The sequence below is a fragment of the Nocardia acididurans genome (assembly GCF_016741815.1).
Taxonomy (GTDB): domain Bacteria; phylum Actinomycetota; class Actinomycetes; order Mycobacteriales; family Mycobacteriaceae; genus Nocardia; species Nocardia acididurans.
In genome coordinates this window covers 813,803-835,687 of the sequence record NZ_JAERRJ010000001.1, presented here as the reverse complement: position 1 = coordinate 835,687, position 21,885 = coordinate 813,803, and the positions used below count along the sequence as shown (strand labels likewise).

Annotated in this window: 9 protein-coding genes; 4 read left to right on the top strand and 5 right to left on the bottom strand. The window is 68.7% G+C overall.

All coding sequences use genetic code 11. The features are described 5' to 3' along the window. The first annotated feature begins 18 nt into the window (after positions 1 to 18). A complete protein-coding gene (locus JK358_RS03780; RefSeq protein ID WP_201943488.1) occupies positions 19 to 912 on the top strand; it encodes a hypothetical protein in 894 nt (297 codons plus the stop codon). A gap of 1 nt (position 913) precedes the next feature. Here JK358_RS03780 and JK358_RS03775 read toward each other — a convergent pair whose 3' ends face one another. Further along, a complete protein-coding gene (locus JK358_RS03775) occupies positions 914 to 2,167 on the bottom strand; it encodes an ArsB/NhaD family transporter (protein WP_201943487.1) in 1,254 nt (417 codons plus the stop codon). 125 nt (positions 2,168 to 2,292) lie between these two features. On the opposite strand from JK358_RS03775, the gene JK358_RS39840 reads away from it, so the two are divergent. The 3 genes from JK358_RS39840 to JK358_RS03760 all read left to right on the top strand — a co-directional run bounded on the left by JK358_RS39840 (position 2,293) and on the right by JK358_RS03760 (position 11,153). Continuing rightward, on the top strand, positions 2,293 to 8,205 hold the full coding sequence (locus JK358_RS39840; RefSeq protein WP_201943485.1) for a pentapeptide repeat-containing protein: 5,913 nt from the start codon (positions 2,293 to 2,295) through the stop codon (positions 8,203 to 8,205). Between the two features lie 201 nt (positions 8,206 to 8,406). Further along, positions 8,407 to 9,840: an FAD-binding oxidoreductase gene (locus JK358_RS03765; RefSeq protein WP_201943836.1), complete on the top strand. Its 1,434-nt coding sequence runs from the start codon at positions 8,407 to 8,409 to the stop codon at positions 9,838 to 9,840. Further along, on the top strand, positions 9,837 to 11,153 hold the full coding sequence (locus tag JK358_RS03760) for a class I SAM-dependent methyltransferase (protein WP_201943483.1): 1,317 nt from the start codon (positions 9,837 to 9,839) through the stop codon (positions 11,151 to 11,153). The genes JK358_RS03765 and JK358_RS03760 overlap by 4 nt, the downstream gene beginning before the upstream one ends. A 334-nt stretch (positions 11,154 to 11,487) precedes the next feature. On the opposite strand, the gene JK358_RS03755 is transcribed toward JK358_RS03760, so the two are convergent. The 4 genes from JK358_RS03755 to JK358_RS38940 all read right to left on the bottom strand — a co-directional run bounded on the left by JK358_RS03755 (position 11,488) and on the right by JK358_RS38940 (position 21,867). Next, positions 11,488 to 15,009: a serine/threonine-protein kinase gene (locus JK358_RS03755; protein ID WP_232850595.1), complete on the bottom strand. Its 3,522-nt coding sequence runs from the start codon at positions 15,007 to 15,009 to the stop codon at positions 11,488 to 11,490. A 325-nt stretch (positions 15,010 to 15,334) separates the two neighbouring features. After that, positions 15,335 to 17,488 carry a 3-hydroxyacyl-CoA dehydrogenase NAD-binding domain-containing protein gene (locus tag JK358_RS03750; RefSeq protein ID WP_201943479.1) on the bottom strand — a complete coding sequence of 718 codons (2,154 nt, stop codon included), beginning with the start codon at positions 17,486 to 17,488 and terminating at the stop codon, positions 15,335 to 15,337. Positions 17,489 to 17,523: 35 nt separating this feature from the next. Beyond that, complete coding sequence (locus JK358_RS03745) at positions 17,524 to 18,735, bottom strand: acetyl-CoA C-acetyltransferase (RefSeq protein ID WP_201943477.1); 1,212 nt, start codon at positions 18,733 to 18,735, stop codon at positions 17,524 to 17,526. A gap of 258 nt (positions 18,736 to 18,993) precedes the next feature. Then, positions 18,994 to 21,867 carry a DNA polymerase III subunit gamma and tau gene (locus JK358_RS38940; protein WP_307817273.1) on the bottom strand — a complete coding sequence of 958 codons (2,874 nt, stop codon included), beginning with the start codon at positions 21,865 to 21,867 and terminating at the stop codon, positions 18,994 to 18,996. Positions 21,868 to 21,885 lie beyond the last annotated feature (18 nt).

Genomic DNA, 21,885 nt, shown 5'->3' with positions numbered 1-21,885 from the left:
GGGAGTGAGGGAATTCGTATGAACCGGTGGTTGAACTGGCTGCGGTTGAATATCGACGGCCTGGTGATCCTGGTCCTCGCGCCCGTGGTCGGGGTGCTGGCCGTGCTGGATGCCTTCAACATGGACAACCATGTCGGAGGCATCACCCTCACCGTCCTGGGCCTGCTCGCGCTGGCCCTGCTGCGCGATCGGCACCTCACCACCAAGGCCATCCAGGACACGGCCGCGGTGAAGATGCTCTACGGCCCCGAAATCGGTGAGGCGCACACCGAAGCGCGCCGCGACACCGACCAGTGGGCGTGCCGGAGCGGCGTCGGCACCTACCTGCGCGCGGTGACCCTGCCCAGCCTGCTGGAACGCGCCCGCGTGGATCAGCGCCCGATCCGGGTGCAGGTGGAGATCATCGACCCGCGCGACGAGCACCTGTGCGAGGCCGACGCGCAGTACCGCGCCTCGCTCCAGTCCCCGGGCGACGCCGCCCGGGTGACCTGGACCGCCGACCGCGTGCGCAGGCAGGCGCTGGCCACCATCCTGGCGGCCTACTGGTACCGCAAACAGTCCACCTTCCTCAGCGTGGACGTGGCGCTGTCGTCGACCATGAGCACCCTGCGCTGGGACCTCTCCTCCAGCTGCGTCATCCTCACCCCGCGCAATCCCTCCACCCCCGCCCTGAAATTCACCCGCGACAAACCGCACTACCGCGACTACAACCGCGAACTGCTCACCAGTTTCGAACAGGCGCACCGTCTTTCCCCCACCGACGACGGCATGCTGCGCCTGAACACCGAACCGACCCCCGCCGACGTACGACGGTTCTTCGCGCACCTGGGCATCACGATCCCCACCGCCTACGCCGACCGTGAGATCGCAGAAATCGTCACCGCCGCGCTGGAGGGCCGCAACCGCGCCTGACTCAGGCGATGACCAGCAGCCCGGCGACAGCGGTCACGGTCGCCAGCACGGCCAGCGCCAGCCCGGTCAGCACGAAGCGCGCCATGGGCACCCGCACCGCGTGCGTCCGGCAGAACTCCAGGCACAGCAGCGTCGCCAGGGAGGCCCACGGCGTCACGATCGGCCCCACGTTGGTGCCGATCAGCAGGGCGAGCAGCTGCTCCTGATTCTCGTGCGGCACAACGGCTTCCCCCGCCGTGTAGGCTGGCAGATTGTTCACCACGTTGGACAGCCCGGCCCCCGCCGCGGCGGCCCGGAAGGCCCCGCTCGCCCCGGAGTCGTCACCGATGAGCGCGTGCATCACGTCCGAGAGCCCATACCGGCTCAACGTCGGCACCACCAGGAACAACCCCACCACGAAAACCAGCAGCTGCCACGGGATCAGCGTCCAGCGCAACGCTTTCCGATCGAGAATCGCGAACGCGGCCACCGCGATCGCCGCCGCCACCGTGGCCGCCACCTCGATCGCATCCCCCACCACCGGAATGGCCGCCACGAACAGCAGGCACGCGCCGCCGGTGGTGTACAGCAGCACCCGCTCCCGCATATCCGCGGGTCGCACCGGCTCGGGCGGCACATAGCGGTCCTCGTCGCGCAGCCCCCGCCGCCAGTACCAGACCCACAGGCACAGCATGGTCGCCAGCACCGAAAGCACCTGCGGCAACCACATTTTCGCCGCGAATCCGGTGGCGTCCAGGGCTACCCGATCAGCCGCCAGCAGATTGGTCAGATTCGATACCGGCAGCAGCAGACTCGCCGTATTCGCCAGCCACAGTGTCGTCATGGCCAACGGCAGCGGCGGAATCCGAGCGGGAACGGCCAACGCCAACATGACCGGCGTCAACAGCACGGCTGTCGTATCCAGATTGAGCACGGTGGTCGTCACCGTCGCGAACAGCACGCAGAGCAGAAACAGCGCCGCATAGTTCCCGCGCCCGATGATCGCCAGCCGATGCGCGATCACATCGAACACCTGCGCCCGCCGCGCCAACTGCGCCAGCACGATCACACTGCCCAGGAACAACAGCAGCGGCCCGATCCGGCGCATATTGTCGGCCGCCTCGTCCCGCGGCAGCAATCCGGTTGCCACACACAGCAGCCCGGCCACCAGCAGCGCCAGCCGCACCGTATCGAGGGTGCTCAGCCGCCACCGCCGCGCCGGTCCGCCGGTCTCGGGTAGCGGGCCGCGAGCATCGGAATCGGGCTCTGCTGACACCCAGCGATCATCTCATCGACCCAGCTCCGGGGCGGACCGATACCTGGTCACCGACTCGAATTCGATTCCGAACGGTATCGATTCGTTTGTGCGCACCCGTCACACCCTCGAGCGATACTTGCGGAATGGTGCGGGGAGACCAGCTGCAATTCCACCTGAGTTACGCACCGGCCGACGAGGGCTGGGCCGCGTGGCTGGCGTGGGAGCTGGAGGAGAACGCGCCGGGATATCGGACTCGCCTGTACGCGTGGGATTTTCCGTTCGGGCAGCATTTCGGGGATTTCATCCTGCACGGTGTGCGGGATTGCCGGACGGTGCTGGCGGTGGTGTCCGGAAAGTACCTTTCCTCCCCCGCCACGGCGATGGAATGGCAGGCGATCCTCGACCATGATCCGGCGAAGGTGCTCGCGGTCCGGATCGACGACTGCCCGCTCACGGACCTGCCCGAGGGGGTGCGGGTACTGGATTTCGCGGGGGTGGGTTCGGCGGCGCAGGCCCGTGCGGAGCTGCTCGCGGAGGCGGCCCGCGGGCAGTCCGCCACCGGTGGTGGGCCGGTCCGGGCGGACAGCATCTTCGATACCGATGAGATCCATGTGCATCTGCGGGAACCCGCTACCCCACCACCGTTTCCGCCGAGCGTGGCGCGGGATCAACCCCGGGCCCGCCTGTCGATCCTGCATGTGGCGGGCCCGCGCTTCGGCAACACCCTGCTGGCCCCCGACGGGCCGGACACACCGCGCGAGGAGATTCTGGCCGGGGTGACCGCGCGGATCGCCCAGGGCGTGCCGCCGCCCGATCTGATCGTGGTCAGCGGCGATCTCACCGAATCCGGTAAACCCGCCGAATTCGCTTCCGCCGCAGCGTTTCTCACCGGCCTGCGGGTGCGCCTGAACGTCTGGGCCGACAGGCTGATCGTGGCGCCGGGCAATCATGATGTCTCGAAGAAGGCGTGCGAATCGTATTTTCTGCGCTGTGAGGCCGACGAGATCGAGCCGCGCTGGCCGTACGCGCCCAAGCTCGATCACTACAAGCGCCTGTTCGACGAGCTGTATCGCGGTTCCGAGCATCCGCGCTTCGAGCACGAACGGTTGTGGAGCCTGTTCCCGATCGCGGATCTGCGCATCGTGGTGGCGGCCATGAACTCGACCATGGCCGCCACCCATCAGCCGGGTACCGACTACGGACAGCTCGGCAACACCCAGGCTCTGTGGTTCGAGGGCCAGCTGCGCCCCTACGAGGAACGGGAGTGGTTGCGGCTGGGCCTGATTCGCCACGACCCCCTCGCCAAGCCGGGTGATCCGGCGGCCCTGCACGACGGTCAGGCGCTGGCGAGCACCCTCGGCGACCGCCTGCACCTGCTCGTGCACGGTCCCGGCCCGGCGGGCGGATTCACCGGGCGGCTCGACAACGGCCTGCCCGATCTCCCGGCCGCCGGACCGGGCGCCGCCGAGATCATCGAGCTCACCGCCGGCGGGCTGGCGCGCTATCCGTGCGCCGACGCCGCAGCCGAACCCGCACGGCTGGAACAGGATTGGCGCAGGAGCTCGGCCGCGCTCCGATCCCCGGGCACGGACTCCGATCATGAGACCAGGCTCGTCGCGCCGCCCGCGGAGAACGACTCCGACCCGGATCGGCAACTGCTGGAGTGGGTCGCGCAGGTCTGCGAGGTCCGGTACCCGGATGCGAAGATCTTCCGCGTCGACTCGGTCCACCCGCACTACGTGCTGGTCAAACAGCAGCGCGACCAGGTGGTCGACCAGTGGCGGATCGGCGTGCGGCACGGCGATGTCACCCAGCAGCTCGTGGACGAGTTCCGCGCCCAACGTTCGGCGCCCCTGCACGAGCTGGTGTTCCACGCGGGCACGGCCGCACGGGAGCTGGTCGCCCGTGCCGCTCGCGACGGCATCCGGGTACACAGTTTCACCGCGTTCCAGGGCCTGCTGGACCTGTCCGGCTATCGCGCCCGGCAACGCGAACTCCTCGACGACGACTTCCAGTACCCGGCCAACCTCTATGTGCCACAACGCTTCCAGGTGCTCAACGGAGGCGGCGGCGAGATCCGCGACAATGTGGTGGGCGAACTGCTGAACCTGGTCTCCGACCGGGACAGCGGCCATTTCGTGCTGCTGCTCGGCGATTTCGGCCGCGGTAAGACCTTCGCCCTGCACCAGCTGGCCCGCGCGCTCGGCGAAGCCGACGACCGGCTGGTGCCGATCCTGATCGATCTGCGCACCCTGGACCGCACGGAGTCGGTGTTCTCGCTCGTCGCAACGCATCTCGCCGATCACGGCGAGGACGAGATCAACCTGCGCGCCCTGCGCTACATGCTGGAGCAGGGGCGGGTGGTGCTGCTGTTCGACGGCTTCGACGAACTGCTGACCCGGGTCAGCTACGACAACGCCGGCACCTATCTGCGCACCCTGCTGCAGGCGGCGACCGGCCGGGCGAAGGTCGTGGTGGCCGGGCGCACACAGCATTTCGAATCCCGCGCGCAGGTGCTGGAGGTGCTGGGCGAGCGGGTGGGCGCGCCCGGCCCCGCGACCGCGCACCGGGTGGTGCTCAATATCGAGCAGTTCACCGAGGATCAGATCCACCAGTTCCTGGTGAACCGCACGAGCGGCGACGCGGAGGCCGCCGAAGCCAAAATGCAACTGCTGCGCGGTATTCCGGATCTTCTGGGCCTGGCGAGCAATCCGCGCATGCTGAGCTTCATCGCGGAGCTGGACGAACGCCGGCTGCGCAGTGCCGCCGACGCCCAGCATGTCACCGGTCCGACCACCCTGTATCGCGCCGTCCTCACCGCCTGGCTGACCTACGAGGCCGAACGCACCCCCTGGGAATCCCACGTCACCCCCGAGCAGCAGCTCCGCGAATTATGGCCCGCCGTCACCGCTTTCGCCCTGCGCGTGTGGGCGGCCGGAACGCCGTACCTGCAGTTGAGCGAACTCACCGAGGTGGCGGGCGGGCTGGCCGAACAGATCAGCGGCACCCGGTTCACGGTAGCCCAGCGCGCGCACGCGATCGGCTCGCGCAGCCTGCTCGTGCGCACCGACACCAACCTGTTCGGCTTCATCCACCCCTCGGTGACCGAATGGCTGGTCACCGACCACATCGCGCACCGGTTCGCCGCCGGGGTCCAAACCCCGGTCCCGCTGGCGCAGGCCGAACTGTCCCCGCTGGGCATCCAATTCCTGTGTGATTCCGCGGACGGCCGGGCCCTGCTGGCCTGGGTGGACCGCACCCTGTCCGAAACCGATCCGGACGACAACTCCCGCAAGAACGCCGGCCGGGTGGCCGCCCGCCTGCGTACCGCGCCCGGCCTGGACCTGCGCGGCGAGGAGCTGGCCGGGGAGGATCTGTCCTACCGCAATCTCTCCCGCGTCGACCTCACCGGCGCGAACCTCACCGGCGCCCGCCTGACCGGGGCCACCCTCGACGGCGCGAACCTGCACCGGGCCATCCTGACCGGGGCGCGACTGGAACGCACCTCGCTGATCGGCGCGGACCTCACCAGCGCCGACCTCGGCGACGCGCACCTGACCCGGGCCGCGCTCGGCGGCGCCGTGCTGCGCGCCGCGAATCTCGCCGGCGCACAACTCGATCGCGCCTTCCTGGTCGGCGCCGATCTCACCGGCGCCGACCTGACCGGGGCCGACCTGATGGGCGCGAATCTGGAACGGGCACTGCTGATCGAGACCCGGCTGCGCCTCGCGCGACTGGATCAGGCCGTCCTCGTCGACGCGGATCTGACCCGCGCCGACCTGACCGGAGCCCGGCTGGCCCGCACCGACCTGACCGGTTCCCGCGCCAACGAAAGCCGCTGGACCCGCGCCGCTCTGCTGGAGGTCACCGGAAGACCCACCGGCACAGATCTTTTCGGGGCGGCACGGGTACCCGGCACCCCGGTCGTCACCGAGTACGCGTCGGCGTCGACCGGGGTCCGGCACGGAGTGGACACCCAGCGCGGCCGGCTGCCCCGCCCGCTGGCCTACAGTCCGGACGGCGGCACCATCGCCATCGGCAGTGACGAGGGCGGCGTCATGATCTACGGCGCGGAAACCGGCCGGCAGCTGCGCACCCTGCAGGGTCACCGGGATCGCACGTTCGCGGTCGCCTACACCGACCGCGTCCTCGTCACCGGTTCCGCGGACGGCACCGTCGGCATCTGGGACGCCGCGACCGGTGCGCTGCGGCGCATGATTTCCGGGCACAACCAGTGGCCGTGGCCGCTGGAGCTGAACAGCGGCGGCGACCGCATGGCCACCGGCGACGCCGCCGGAGTACTGCGCCTGCGCCGCCTGCCCGACGGCGCGGAACTGCGCAGGTTCGCGCCGCCCGGCGATATCGCCCAGAAGATCACCAGCATCGCCTTCCACGGCCGGCGCAGGCTGGCGGCCGCCTATCAGAACGGCGAGGTCTGCCTGTGGGATCTCTACACCGGCGAGCAGACCGGGCATTTCACCGGCGGCTCCGAATCGGTGTACCGCATCACCTGGAATCCGGCGGGCACCCTGCTCGCGGTCGGCGGCGCGGGCGGCGCACTGGGCCTGTGGGATTGCGAGGGCAGGCCGGTCCTGAACCTGCCCGGGCACACCGGCCGGGTCTACGCGGTGGCCTTCCATCCGACCGAACCGATGCTGGTCAGCGGCGACACCGCCGGGCAGATCCGCGGCTGGAGCATCGCCACCGGTGCGGCCCGGTGGACCTGCGACGCACACGCGCCCGCCGCCATCCACTGGCTGGCCTTCGATCCCGCCGGTGACCGGCTGGCCACCGGCGACAGCGCGGGTCTCGTCCTGCTGCGGCAGGGTCGTTCCGGGGACGTGCGGCACCGGCTGGTCGGGCACACGGGATCCATCTGGCCCTTCGCATTCCGGCCGGACGGCACCCAATTGGCCGTCACCGACGACGAATTCACGCTGCGGGTATGGGATCCGGAGACCGGGCGCTGCCAGCACACGCTGGCCGGGCACGGCAGGCACGTCCGCGCGGTCACCTTCAATTCGGACGGCTCACTGCTGGCCGCCTGCGGTGACGACGGCCTGGTGCGGTGGTGGGATCCGCGAACCGGCCGTCAGGTGGAACGGCTCAGCGGCCGGGCGGGCGATCGGCTGGTGACCTTCGCGTCGGCGCAGTTCAATCCGGTGCGCCGGGATCAGCTGGCCGTCATCCGCAGTGACGGGCGGCTGAGTCTGTTCAATGTGACCGACGGGACCTACGAACGGCACATCACGGTCACCTGGGGTCCGGTGTGGGCCATCGCCTACGACCCGACGGCCCGATTGATCGCGACCGCCAACGACGACGACAGCGTCACGGTGTGGACGCGGGAGACCGGCGGTGTGCACGCGGAATGCCAGGCACATCGCGGCCGGGTGCGGTCGATCGCCTTCGACGCCGACGCCGCCCGCATGGCCACCGGCTGCGACGACTCCGGTGTCCGGATCTGGGATATGGCCTCCGGCGCGCTGGAGCGGACCCTGTCCGGGCACACCGGGCGGGTGTACGGGGTCGCCTTCCACGGGAATCTGCTGGCCAGCGTGTCGCTGGACGCGACCGTGCGGGTGTGGGACGCGGGGTCGGGCGCGCAGCTGTGGCTGTCGGATCTGCATCAGGGCATGCTGTGGGCGCTGGCGGTGGAACCGGCGACGGGCATGCTCGCCACGGCCGGGGACGATCTGGTGATCCGGCTGTGGGACATCCGGTCGGGACAGCTGCTGCACACCCTGTCCGGGCATCGGCAGCGGGTGCGGTCGCTGGCTTTCGATCCCACCGGGAAGATGCTCGCGAGCGGCGCGAACGACGGCACGGTCCTGCTGTGGTCGCTGGACGATCTGCGCACGAATCAGAGCCCGCACGGCACGCTGCTGGGTTTGCGGGAGGGCTGGGCGGCGGTGGCCGCGGACGGGCGGTTCAAGTTCGAGGGGTCGGCGGCCGGGCAGTTCTGGCATGTGATCGGCATGTGCCGGTTCGAGATCGGCGAGTTGAGCCCCTACCTGCCGGATTTCCGGCGGACCGGGCCGGACGAACCGCTCTGATCGGGGTCAAGCATGTTCTGGCACAGCACAACCCGAAGTCATTACCAAAAGTAACTATCGTCACGGCGTGTCCCGGGAATACCGGCACGCCGCCCTGGTCACGGGCAATCGCACCCGTGCAAACGTTGGATGAATTGCCGCCTCGCCGGAGTTATCTTGCTAGCCGTACCGACCAGTGCGCGATAGCGTTCGAGGGTGGCAGTGAGTCTGTTGGGGAAGGCCGGCCGCGCACCGGCCGCACAGGAATCGGGTTTCGCCGCGCATCGAGCCGGCGTCGAACGCCTGCTGGCCTCCTACCGTGCGATCCCGCGCAACGCGAACGTCCGACTGGCCAAGAAGACCTCCAATCTGTTCCGGGCCCGCGCCAAGAACACCGCGCCCGGACTCGACGTCTCCGGCTTGACGCAGGTCATCGCGGTGGACCCGGTGGCCCGAACCGCCGACGTGGCGGGGATGACCACCTATGAGGACCTGGTGGACGTCACGCTGCGCTACGGCCTCGCGCCGTTCGTGGTGCCGCAGCTCAAGACCATCACCCTCGGCGGCGCGGTCACCGGGCTCGGCATCGAGTCCACCTCGTTCCGCAACGGCCTGCCGCACGAATCCGTGCTGGAGGTGGACGTGCTCACCGGGGCGGGCGAGATCATCACCGCCACCCGCGACAACGAGCACGCCGATCTCCTCCGCGGATTCCCGAATTCCTATGGCACGCTCGGGTATTCGACCCGGTTGAAGATCGAGCTGGAGGCGGTGGAACCGTATGTCGCACTGCGCCACATACGTTTTCACGACCTGCGCGAACTCGAAGCGACCATGGCGCGCATCATCGAGGAACGCTCCTACGACGGCGAACCGGTGGAATACCTCGACGGCGTGGTCTTCACCGCCGACGAGAGCTACCTGACCGTCGGCCGCCGGACCGACGAACCCGGCCCGGTCAGCGACTACACCGGCATGGACATCTACTACCGGTCCATCCAGCACGACGACACCCGGCCCAAACGCGACCGGCTCACCATCCACGACTACCTGTGGCGCTGGGACACCGATTGGTTCTGGTGCTCCCGGGCATTCGGTACCCAGAACCCCCGCATCCGGCGGTTCTGGCCGAAGCGGTACCGGCGCAGCAGCTTCTACTGGAAGCTCATCGCGCTCGACCACCGGTACGACATCGGCGACAAGATCGAGGCGCGGAAGGGCAATCCGCCGCGGGAGCGAGTCGTGCAGGACATCGAGGTGCCGATCGAACACACCGCCGACTTCGTCGAATGGTTCCTGCGCGAGATCCCCATCGAGCCGATCTGGCTGTGCCCCTTGCGATTGCGCGACGAGAGCAACGGCGAGCGGCCCTGGCCGCTGTACCCGCTGGAACCCGAGCGCACCTACGTGAACGTCGGCTTCTGGTCCGCGGTGCCGACCACGCCCGGACAGCAGGAGGGTTTCGCCAACCGCGCCATCGAGCGCAAGGTCTCCGAACTCGACGGCCACAAGTCGCTCTACTCGGACGCCTACTACTCCCCCGAGGACTTCGCCGCGCTCTACTACGGCGGAAACACCTATTCCACACTCAAGCAGCACTACGACCCGGATCATCGTTTACTGGATCTGTATTCGAAGGCGGTGCAACGCAAGTGACCACATTCAAGGATCGTTCCGACGTATTCGCCGAGCTCGGAACCAAACTCAACATCGCCGAAATTTTCGAGACCCTCATCGACGGCCCGGTGCCCATCCGCTTCACCGCATACGACGGCAGCAGCACCGGCCCACAGGACTCGGAATTCGGCCTGGAAATCGTCCATCCGCGGGGCGTCAACTACATCGCCAACGCCCCCGGCGATCTCGGCATGGCGCGCGCCTACATCTCCGGCGACATGATCGCGCACGGCGTCCACGAGGGCGACCCCTACGAGCTGCTGAAAGCCATGGCGGGCTTGAAGTTCCGCCGCCCGACCGCACTGCAGCTGGTCACCATCGCGCGCTCGCTGGGCTGGGAACTGCTCAAGCCGGTCGCGCCGCCGCCGCAGGAGGCCATGCCGCGCTGGCGGCGCATGGCCCTGGAAGGACTGCTGCACAGCAAGACTCGCGACGCCGAGGCCATCCACCACCACTACGACGTCTCCAACGCCTTCTACGAGCACGTGCTCGGCCCGTCCATGACCTACACCTGCGCGGTGTACGAGGACGAGAACTGGACCCTCGAGCAGGCGCAGGAGAACAAGTACCGGCTCGTCTTCGACAAGCTGAACCTGAAGCCCGGCGACCGTCTGCTCGACATCGGCTGCGGCTGGGGCGGCATGGTCCGCTACGCGGCACGGCAGGGCGTCAAGGTCATCGGCGCGACGCTGTCGGCCGAGCAGGCCGAATGGGCGCAGGCCAAGATCGCCGAGGAGAGACTGTCCGAGCTCGCCGAGGTCCGGCACTCCGACTACCGCGACATCGCCGAGGGCGAGTTCGACGCCGTCTCCTCCATCGGGCTCACCGAACACATCGGCGTGCACAACTACCCCGCCTACTTCGAATTCATGAAGTCCAAGCTGCGGGTGGGCGGCACCTTCCTCAACCACTCCATCACCCGCCCCGACAACAAGCACACCAGCAAGGCGGGCGACTTCATCGACCGCTACGTGTTCCCCGACGGGGAGCTAGCGGGCTCCGGGCGCATCATCTCCGAGATCCAGAACGTCGGCCTCGAAGTCCTGCACGAGGAGAACCTGCGCTACCACTACGCGCTCACCCTCGCCGAATGGTGCGACAACCTGGTCAAGAACTGGGACGACTGCGTGGCCGAGGTAGGCGACGGCACCGCCAAGGTGTGGGGCCTCTACATGGCCGGCTGCCAACTCGGCTTCGAACGCAATGTCGTTCAGCTCCACCAGGTCCTCGGCGTGAAGCTCGGCGACGACAACGCCTGGACCGTGCCGCTGCGCCCATGGTGGAAGGCTTGACCGAAAGCCTCGCTGTGCCCCGCGCCGCGGTGTACATTCGAGCTGTCACGTTAGTGATGCTGGCGGACAGGGCGTCGCCATCCACGACGCCCCATCCTGTGGGCTACTTGGCCCTCATCCAGCGGACCAAGCGGTAGAGTGCCTCGGCAATCGCGCAAACGCTGATGACGACAGCAGCGTGATTGACCGGGGCCTTCCGCACTTCATGTTTCTTAGAGTGCTTCCCCATAACCCACCACCTCCTTCCTGGGCGCGATGTTGGACCGAGTCCATCGCCCCGCGGAGGGAGGTAGGGCAACACTACTGCAATCGACCGCGCGAACGCGGCGGATTCTCACAGCAAAGAATTCAAGAAACCCTTTGGTATGTCTGGGATTTCGCTTACACCCGTACTGAACGGCATCTCGGTGCGCAAGGCGCGGAGAATTCCGAGAACCCCAGGACCCGCATCGAGAAGCGGCCTGGTCCAGCCCAATTCGGCGCAGCGCAACACCGCCGGGGTGAGCACGGCCATGGCTTCGCCCATCCAGCCGGAGGCGGAGAGGCATTCGGCGAGCAGTAGCGCGGCGTCGAGTTCGGCGCGGGGGCGGTTGCGTTCGCGGATGCGGCCGAGCAGGGCGCGTGCCCGTTTGACGGCGGTGTCCTCGTTGCCGAGGGGGGCGAGATCGTCTGTGGCACTGCGTTCGTCGCCACGATAGTGGCGGGCCAGCAGGGCCTGGATGGTGGCTGCCTCCTCCACCTCGGCGGTCAGCGTGGCCGCGCCACCAGCGTGCCGGGGCGAGCGCACCATGGGCTCGGAGACCAGTCCGGCCGTGAACTGATCCGCGGGTAGTCCGAGCCGCAACCGCTCCGCGCGGATATGCGCCGCCAGCCGGGCCAGCTTGCGGTCCACCGCGATTCGCGCGCCCTCGTCCAGTCTGGTCGCGGCAGTGTCCAGATCGCCTCGGACCGCCTTCACCCGCGCCCCGATGACGAAGGTGCTCACCAGGAAATCCACCGGGCCGATGCGCGCCGTCAGCTCGTGGCTCTGATCCAGCAGGCGGTCGGCGGCCTCGAGATCGCCACGGCGGTAGGCGAGTTCGCCCAGCAGCGCCGCCGCCACCCGCACCGCGTGCGAGCGCGGGCCGGAGCGATCCCGGGCCGTCTGCCACGCCTGCTCGAAACAGGTTGTCGCGGTGTCGATATCGAGCTGTTCATAGGCGACGGCGCCGAGACCGCACAGGCCGAACACCTCGCCGAACGGATCCGCCGAACGCGCGTGATACGGGACGGCCCACTCCTGCATCTCGCGCGCACCGGTGAAGTCGAATTCGCACAGCCGCACATAGGAGGCCAGGTTCGCGGCCGTGGACACCGTCCACGCGGGCAGATCGTCGGCCTGCTCCAGACATTCGGTGATCCGGTCGAGCACACCCTCGGTGCGGTCGCGCGCCACCTGATCGGCGGCGGCCAGTACCGCCGCCTGCGCACGCTGACTGGCGGCGTCACCGTCGGTGGCCGGACTGCGCGAGAGCATGTTCGACAACCGCCCCAGCGCGGTGCGCGCGGCATTCGACTGCTGCAGGTTCACATTCGCGCGCGCCAGCGCCATGAGCAGTTTGGAGCGCGAGGTCACCTGCTGCACAGGCAGTTTCGATACCGTGCCGAACAGGGTCGCCAGCCGGGAGCGGTCGATCAGATCCATGCCGCCGCTCTCCAGCAGGTCGAGCGCGAACTCCATATCGGCGGCGGCCAGGGCGTGATCCACCGACTGCCGCAGCAGCCGATGCTCGGCGAACCAGCGGGAGGCCTTGCGGTGCAGGGCTTTCACACGGCCCGCCTGTGCACGTTCCAGCCGGGCACGCAGATGCTCGGCCACCATCGGCTGCATGCGGTACCAGGTGGAATCCTCGGACAGCCGGTGCACGAACAACTCTCGCTGCTCGGCCTGCTCCAGCAGATCCACGGCCTCGGTCTCACCGGTCAGCGCTTCGGCGAGCGAAGCGTTCACCCGCTCCGGAACCGCGATGGCGCTGAGGAATTCGAGCATGCGCGGTTCCAGCGCGTCCAGCACGTGCTCGGCGAGGTATTCGCGAATCGCCTTGTTGTCCCCGGACAGTCGCGCGATGAGCTGATCCGCGTCCCCGCCCGCATTGCGCAGCGACAGACTCGCCAGCTGAATGGCGGCGGGCCAGCCGTCGGTGGCGGCGTGGATCTGTTCCAGTTGCCGGTCGGTGAGCTCGACACCGGTGCGGTCCACCAGGAGCTGTTTGGTCTCCTCCAGCGTCAGCCGCAACTGCCCGGACCCGATCTCCACCAGTTCGTCGGCCACCTGCATGCGGCTCAGCGGCAGCCCGGCCCGCTCACGGCTGGTGATGACGAAACGCAAATGGTGGCAGCCGTTCTCGAGCAGGGCGTCCAGCACCCGGTGCGCGCCCGCGTCGGTGACGCGATGCCAGTCGTCCACCACCACGACAATGGTGCTGCCGCCGGCGTGCACCTCGTCGATGAGCGCGGATACCGCGTAGGCCACCGCCTCGGCCGGGCGCTCCTCCAGCGCCTGTTCCAACCCCGACCCGATCTCGGGCCGGACCCGGCGGATGGCGGCGATGATGTGCGCCAGCAGCCACACATCGTTGTCGTCGTCGCGGTCGATGCCGATCCAGGCCACCGCGACCCCGCGATCGGTGAGCTCGGCGCACCACTGCGCGGCGAGGGTGCTCTTTCCGAATCCGGCCGGGCCGTGCACGACCGCCAGCCGCCTGCGCCCTCCTGCGCGCAGCGGCTCCAGCAGTCGCGGCCGCACCACCGGTTCCCGTGCGGGCGTCGGCGGCCGGAACTTGGTCGCGGCCGTCGGCGGCAGGGTGTTGCCGCTGAACGGCGGGAACGGCCCGGTCGACGGGCCGGGTGGACGCAGGGTCAGGGATCGGGTGCGCGGCGCGGTCACGATGGTGCCGGTGCGGTGCCGCGAATAGGTGCGGTCACCGTCGGAATCGCCGTCGCCGCCGAGCATCTCACCGTCGAGCAGCGCCATCTCGTCGGGCACCTGCCCGTGCTCGGCCTGCACGGTGCGCAGCAGTTCCCCGAACTCGACCGCGCTGCCCGGCCGGTCGCGCGGGTCGGTGGACATGGCCGCTTCGATGGCGGCCGCGACATCGGGCGGTATCTCACGCTCGCGCAGATCGGGCAGCGGCTGGCTGGTGATGCGCAGGAACTGGGCGACGATCTTCTCCCCCGCCTGCCGTTCGTAGGCGGCGTGTCCGGTCAGCAGGGCGAACATGGTGGAGCCGAGACCGTAGACATCCGAGCGCACGGTCGGTTCGTCGCCCTTGAGCACCTCGGGCGCGGTGAAGGCGGGCGATCCGGTGATAAGGCTGGTTGACGTCCGGAATCCGCCCGGGATGCGGGCGATGCCGAAATCGGTGAGCTGCGGCTCCCCGTAGCGGCTCAGCAACACGTTGGCGGGCTTGACATCCCGATGCAGGACCTGAGCCCGATGCGCACTCTCGATGGCCCCCGCCAGCTTCACCCCGACCCGCAGGGAATCCGACCAGGTGAGCGGCCCGTTCTCGCGCACCAGCTGCTCCAGCGACCCGTGCGTGGCATACGGCATGACGATGTAGGGCTTGCCGCTGGCGGTGACATCCACCTGCAGGATGTCGACGATGTTCGGATGCCCGGACAGCCGCCCCATGGCCTGTTCCTCGCGCAGGAACCGTTCCCGGCTTTCCTCGTCTATCTCCGAGGAGAGCACCTTCACCGCTACGATGCGGTCCAGTGTCCTTTGCGCACAGCGGTATACGACCCCGAACCCGCCCCGTCCGATCTCCTCCGCGTCGAACAGGCCCATGGCCTCGAGCTCGTCGGTGATCGTCATCGGGACGTAGGCCTGGGTCGCGTCATCTGCTCGAGTCGTGTCACTCCGGGGGCCTCCCGAGTGCGCATGTGGGTTCATCACTGACCACCTCGAACTGCAACGAGCGCGTACCGAACGTACGGGCGTTTCCGGTGTTCTACCCGCGCATATTTCCAAACCTAGCGCGGCACACACACCAGTGTGACTCGATTCGCCACAGCTATGAGTTACCCGGGTAGTTGCTTCCACACGTGTCCGGACACGACACGGCCCGGACCGCGTCATTCGCGATCCGGGCCGTGTAATTCACTGCGTCAGTGGCACATTTGCGCCCGCAGCGCTACTACTACTTGCGCAGCGAGGCGGGCACCTCGAAGCGCTCGCCGAACTTGGCGGCGAGCTCGTCGGCGCGGGCCACGAAGGCCTCCTGGCCGCCCGGGTAACCGACGATGAACTGGTGGGTGCCACCGGTCCAGGCCGGGAAACCGATGCCGAAGATCGAGCCGATGTTGGCGTCGGCGGTCGAGGTCAGCACGTTCTCGTCGAAGCACTTCTGGGTCTCGATGGCCTCCGCGAACAGCATGCGGTCCTTGAGATCCTGGAAGGTGACGCCCTCGGGCAGCTCGGTCGAGGTCTTGAACAGGGTGCGCAGCTCGGGCCACAGGCTGGTGGCCTTGCCGTCGGCGTACTCGTAGAAGCCCGCGCCGCCGGCCTTGCCCTTGCGGTCGTACTCGCCCACCAGCTTGTCCAGGATCGCGGCGGTCGCACCGGAGGCGGCGTCGATCGAGCCACCCGCGGCCACGAGGGCCTCCGCGGTCTCCTTGTAGATCTTCTGCATGGTGGTGAAGTTCAGCTCGTCCGACAGCTTCAGCGGAGCCGCCGGGTAGCCCGCCTGCAGACCGGCCTGCTCGATGGTCTGCGGGTCGATGCCCTCGTCGAGCATCTTGATGGCCTCGTTGATGAACTTGCCGATGACGCGCGAGGTGTAGAAGCCACGCGAGTCGTTCACCACGATCGGGGTCTTGCGGATCGCCAGGGTGTAGTCGTACACGCGGGCCAGCGCCTCGTCGGAGGTCTTCTCACCCTTGATGATCTCGACCAGCGGCATCTTGTCGACCGGCGAGAAGAAGTGGATGCCGATGAAGTCCTCGGCCCGCTTCACGCCGTTGGCCAGCAGGGTGATCGGCAGGGTCGAGGTGTTCGAGCCGAGCAGCGCGTCGGCGTCGACGATGTCCTCGATCTCCTGGAAGACCGCGTTCTTGAGCTCCGGCTTCTCGAAGACGGCCTCGATCACGAAGTCCACTCCCGCGAAATCCTTCGGATCGGCGGTGGGGGTGATGCGAGCCAGCAGCGCCTCGGACTTCTCCGCGGTGGTCTTGCCACGCGAGAGCGCCTTCTCCTCGAGCTTGACCGAGTAGTCCTTGCCCTTGTTGGCGGCCTCGATGGTGACGTCCTTCAGGACGACGTCGATGCCGGCCTTGGCGGTGACGTACGCGATGCCCGCGCCCATCATGCCCGCGCCGATCACGCCGACCTTCTTGATCTCACGCTTCGGCACGTCCTTCGGACGCGAGCCGCCGCCGTTGATGTGCTGCAGGTCGAAGAAGAACGCCTGGATCATGTTCTTGGCGACCGGACCGGTCAGCAGGGACACGAAGTAGCGGGACTCGATCAGCGACGCTGAGTCGAAATCGACCTGCGCGCCCTCGACCGCGGCCGACATGATGGCCAGCGGGGCCGGCATGTTCTGGCCCTTGGTCTGCTTGCGCAGGTTGGCCGGGAACGCCGGGAGGTTGGCGGCCAGCGACGGGGTGGTGGGGGTGCCGCCGGGGATCTTGAAGCCCTTGACGTCCCAGGGCTGCACGCCCTTGTCCGGGTTGGCCTTGATCCACGCCTTGGCGGCCGGGACGAGCTCCTCGACCGAAGCCACGACCTCGTTGACCAGGCCGGTGGCCTTGGCCTTCTGGGCGTTGAACTTCTGGCCCTGCAGCAGAACGCCCATCAGGCCGTTCGCGATGCCCAGCATGCGGGTGATGCGGGTGACGCCGCCACCGGCCGGGAGCAGACCGAGGGAGACCTCGGGCAGGCCGACCTGCGCGCCCTTGACGTCGGCCATGATGCGGTAGTGGGTGGCCAGGGTGATCTCCAGGCCGCCACCCAGGGCAGCGCCGTTGATCGCGGAGACGACCGGCTTGCCCAGCTGCTCGAGCCGACGCAGGTCGCTCTTGATGAAGGTGAGCTCCTCCATGATGGCCGGGGCGTCGGCCTTCGTGGTCTGCATCATGTTCTTGAGGTCACCGCCGGCGAAGAAGGTCTTCTTCGCGGAGGTCAGCACGACACCGGTGATGTCGTCCTTCTCGGCCACCAGACGGTCCACCGTGGCCCGCATGGAGTCCTTGTAGAGCTGGTTCATGGTGTTGGCGCCCTGGTTGGGGTCGTCCATGGTCAGCACGACGATGCCGTCGGCGTCCTTTTCCCAGCCGATCATGTTCTCAGTCATTGTGTTTCGTTCTCCTGAAAAGTCTCGGGTGGGCGTCAGACGCGCTCGATGATGGTGGCGACACCCATGCCGCCGCCGATGCACAGGGTGATCAGGCCGTAGCGCGCGTTGCGACGGTGCAGCTCGTCCACAACGGTGCCGGTGATCATGGCGCCGGTGGCGCCCAGCGGGTGACCCATGGCGATCGCGCCGCCGTTGACGTTCAGCTTCTCGTCGGGGATCTGCAGGTCCTTCTGGAACTTCAGCACGACGGAGGCGAACGCCTCGTTGATCTCGTAGATGTCGATGTCTTCACGCTTCAGGCCCGCCTTGGCGAGAGCCTTCTCCGCGGCCGGGGTCGGGCCGGTCAGCATGATGGTGGCATCGGCGCCGGAGATACCGGTGGACACGATGCGGGCACGCGGGGTCAGGCCCGAGGCCTTGCCGGCGTCCTCGTTGCCGACCAGCACCAGCGCGGCGCCGTCGACGATGCCCGAGGAGTTGCCGCCGTGGTGCACGTGGTCGATCTTCTCGACGTAGGTGTAGCGCTGCATGGCGACGGCGTCGAAGCCGCCCATCTCGCCGATGCCGGCGAAGGCGGGCTTCAGCTTGCCCAGGTCGGCGGCGGTGGTGCCGGGACGCATGTGCTCGTCGTTGTCGAGGACGGTCAGGCCGTTGATGTCCTTGACCGCGACGACGGAGTTCTTGAAGTAGCCGTTGGCCCAGGCGTTGGCGGCCAGCTCCTGCGAGCGGACGGCGTAGGCGTCCACGTCATCGCGCGAGAAGCCCTCGATGGTGGCGATGAGGTCGGCCGAGATGCCCTGCGGGACAATGTAGTTCGGGTACGCGGTGGCCGGGTCCATGAACATGGCGCCGCCGTCGGAGCCCATCGGCACGCGGGACATGGACTCCACGCCGCCGGCGAGGACGAGGTCCTCGAAGCCGGAGCGGACCTTCTGAGCCGCCAGGTTCACGGCCTCCAGGCCGGAAGCGCAGAAGCGGTTGATCTGCACGCCGCCGACGGTGTCGGGCAGGCCCGCGGTGAGGACGGTGGTGCGGGCGATATCGGCACCCTGATCGGCGACCGGCGAAACGACACCCAGGATGATGTCCGAGATGCGGTCCTCGTCCAGGTTCGGGTACCGATTCCGCAGCTCCTCGACCAGGCCGGTGGTCAGATCGATCGGCTTGACCGAATGCAGCGAACCACCACGGTTCTTGCCCCGCGGAGTGCGGATGGCCTCGTAAATGTAGGCCTCTGTGGTCATATCGGAGTTGTCCTCTCTTAGGTGCGCCGACACCGCGTTGTGCGGTCAGCCCATGTAGCCATGCCCTCGCCGCCCGGCCTCACGACCGACCGTCTTTGACGCTGTAAAACAACGCCTGGCACGGATCGGCGACCTTCCGGGCAGCCCGTACGCCTGGGCACACCTTAGAACTTCGCCGAACCGATACTCACGGCCACCCGATCATAGTACCGCCGGATGCGAACTCCGGTTAACTTAATGTGCCTCACAGGGTAACTGTCAACCCTCCAGCGGCGTAGCGCCCAATTCCTGCTTCAACAGTTCCAAGGCCACCTCATCCGGGTCGCGACGGTCGCCGGGCGCGACCGGCTCCGCCGCCTGCGCCAACATCTCGCGCTCTTCCTCCTCCGTCGACGCAGGTGGGACGCCGTCATAACCTACTGGCGAGTAGTCAACAGGCCCCGGGTCGTCGGGAAGGTCCGGCCCGTCAGGCAGCGGAATATCGTCCTCGGCCGGCGCGAACCGCGCACCCGAGCCGCCGTCCCCGGAACCCGCCGCCGCGGCGCCCGCAGCGCCGCCCGCGGCACCGCCGGAACCGTTCCCGGCACCGCCCGCGGGCGCACCCCACCCGGCGGCCGAGCCACCGGACGCACCCTCACTCGCCGCCCCTCCGGCGGGCTTCACGGCCTGACTCGGTCGCGAGAATCTAGGCGGCTCCTTGGCCGCGCCGCCCTCGCGCCCCGGACCGCGCCCGGCCCCACCGCGACCGCCACCACCCTTGGCAGGCGCGGCCTTCGACGCGGCGCTGCCCACCTCCCACTTGACGTCGTGCTCCCGCCCCAGCACGGCCCGCACCGCCGACCGCACCGCATCCACGTTCTGCGGCTGCGACAACCGCTGCGCCAGCGGAGCCGCCGGATGCGCGAACACGATCGTCTGCCCCTCCACCCGGGACACACTCGCCCCGGACAGCAACGCCTGCACGGTCGCCCCGAACTCCCGCACCTTCGCCCGAATATCCGCCCACGCCGCCTCGATCTCGGCGAGCACGGCCTCCTCCCCCGACACGAACTGCGCCGCGCCCGAGCCAACCGACTCGTCCTCGCCCCCCACCTCCGCAGGCGCGACAACCCCGCCGGGCGCGACAACCTCAGCGGCGGCACCGGAATCCACGTCCTCACCGACCGCCACACCCTCAGCAGGCGGGACGACCTCGGCAGGTGCGACAACCCCTGCGGGCGCGACGGTCTCGGCAGGCACGCCTACCCCGGGCGCGACGGTCCCGTCCGACGCCTCGGGCTCGAACAACTCCGGCTCCGACACCGGTTCCGGAATCTCGGAAACCGGCTCTTCCCGCACCTCGAACGCGAACGCCTCGGGCGCAACGAACTCCGAAACAGACTCTGCCGCAACAGATTCGGCAACCTCAGATTCGGACACCACAGACGGCACCGACACTTCGGCAACAGCCTCCGCCGCAACCGGAGCCACGACAACCTCCACAGCAGCGGGCGTCGCAACGCTCTCGGGCGCGGAAGCCTGTTGCGCCGCAGCCCGTTCGGCAGGATGCGCCGCGACACTGTGCGATGACGCGGAGACCTGCGGCGCGCTCACGTCCTGCGCCTCGGCCGCGTGCTGCAGCACCGCAGCCTGCTGCGACGCGGCGGACTGCTGCGGCTGCGTTGGAACCACCTGCTGCCCCGGGACCTGCTCCACCGAGGCAGCTTGCTGCGGCGCTGGTGCCTGCGGCTGCGCCGGAGCCTGCTGCTGTGCCGAAGCCTGCGGCGCTGGTGCCTGCGGCTGTGCCGGAGCCTGCTGTGGCTCGGGAGTTGGCTGGCCGCCGGACTTTTCGGCGCGCAGGGCGGCGAGCGCCTCGGCTCCTCGGCGGCGCGGGGCGCCGCCGTCGGGCTGGGGTGGGCGCGGGGCGGATTGTGCGGGGGTGCTCGGGTCGGCGGCGCGGGGTGCCTGGGCCGCTGGTGCGGCCGGGGGCGGGGCGCCGCCCGCCATGCGGCGTTCGAGGGTTTCCAGGCGCTGAAGGGTGGCGGTTTCGGCGTCGGAGACGGCGGGGAGGAGCATGCGGGCGCCGATGACCTCGAGGAGGAGGCGGGGGTTGGTCGCGCCGCGCATGTCGCCGAGGCCCTCGTGCAGGAGTTCGGCGTAGCGGGCCAGGCTGGCGGAGCCGAGGCGGTTCGCCTGGTCGTGCATGCGGGCGAGGACATCGCCGGGGCCGGTGACCAGGTTGCGGTCGGTGGCGTCGGGGACGGCGCGCAGCAGGATCAGGTCGCGGAGGCGTTCGAGCAGGTCGGTGGCGAAGCGACGGGGGTCGTGGCCCGCCTCGACCACGCGATCGATGGTGCCGAACAGGGTCGCGCCGTCGGAGGCCGCGAGGGCTTCGACGGCGTCGTCGATGAGGGCCACGTCGGTGACGCCGAGCAGGGAGACCGCGCGGGGGTAGGTGACGCCCTCGGGCCCCGCACCCGCGAGGAGCTGGTCGAGCACGCTGAGGCTGTCGCGCGGCGAGCCGCCGCCGGCGCGAATCACCAAGGGGTACACGGATTCTTCGACCGGGACGTTTTCCTGCTCGCAGATCTTGCCGAGCAGGCCGCGCATGGTGGCGGGCGGCAACAGCCGGAACGGGTAGTGGTGCGTGCGGGACCGGATGGTCGGCAGCACCTTGTCCGGTTCAGTGGTGGCGAAGACGAAGATCAGATGGGCGGGCGGCTCCTCGACGATCTTGAGCAGCGCGTTGAAGCCCGCGGTGGTGACCATGTGCGCCTCGTCGACGATGAAGACGCGGTAGCGCGATTCGGCGGGCGCGTAGAAGGCCCGGTCGCGCAGTTCCCGGGTGTCGTCCACACCGCCGTGGCTGGCCGCGTCGAGCTCGATGACGTCGAGGTTGCCCGACCCGCCGGGGCCGAGCGCCACACACGACGGGCAGACGCCGCACGGCTTCGAGGTCGGGCCCTGCACGCAGTTGAGTGAGCGCGCGAGGATGCGGGCGGACGATGTCTTGCCGCACCCGCGCGGGCCGGAGAACAGGTACGCATGACTGATCCGGCCGGTGTCGAGCGCGATACTCAGGGGATCGGTGACGTGCTCCTGACCCACCACTTCAGCGAACGTTGCCGGTCGGTACTTCCGGTACAGAGCCACGCGCTGAGGTTACCGGTG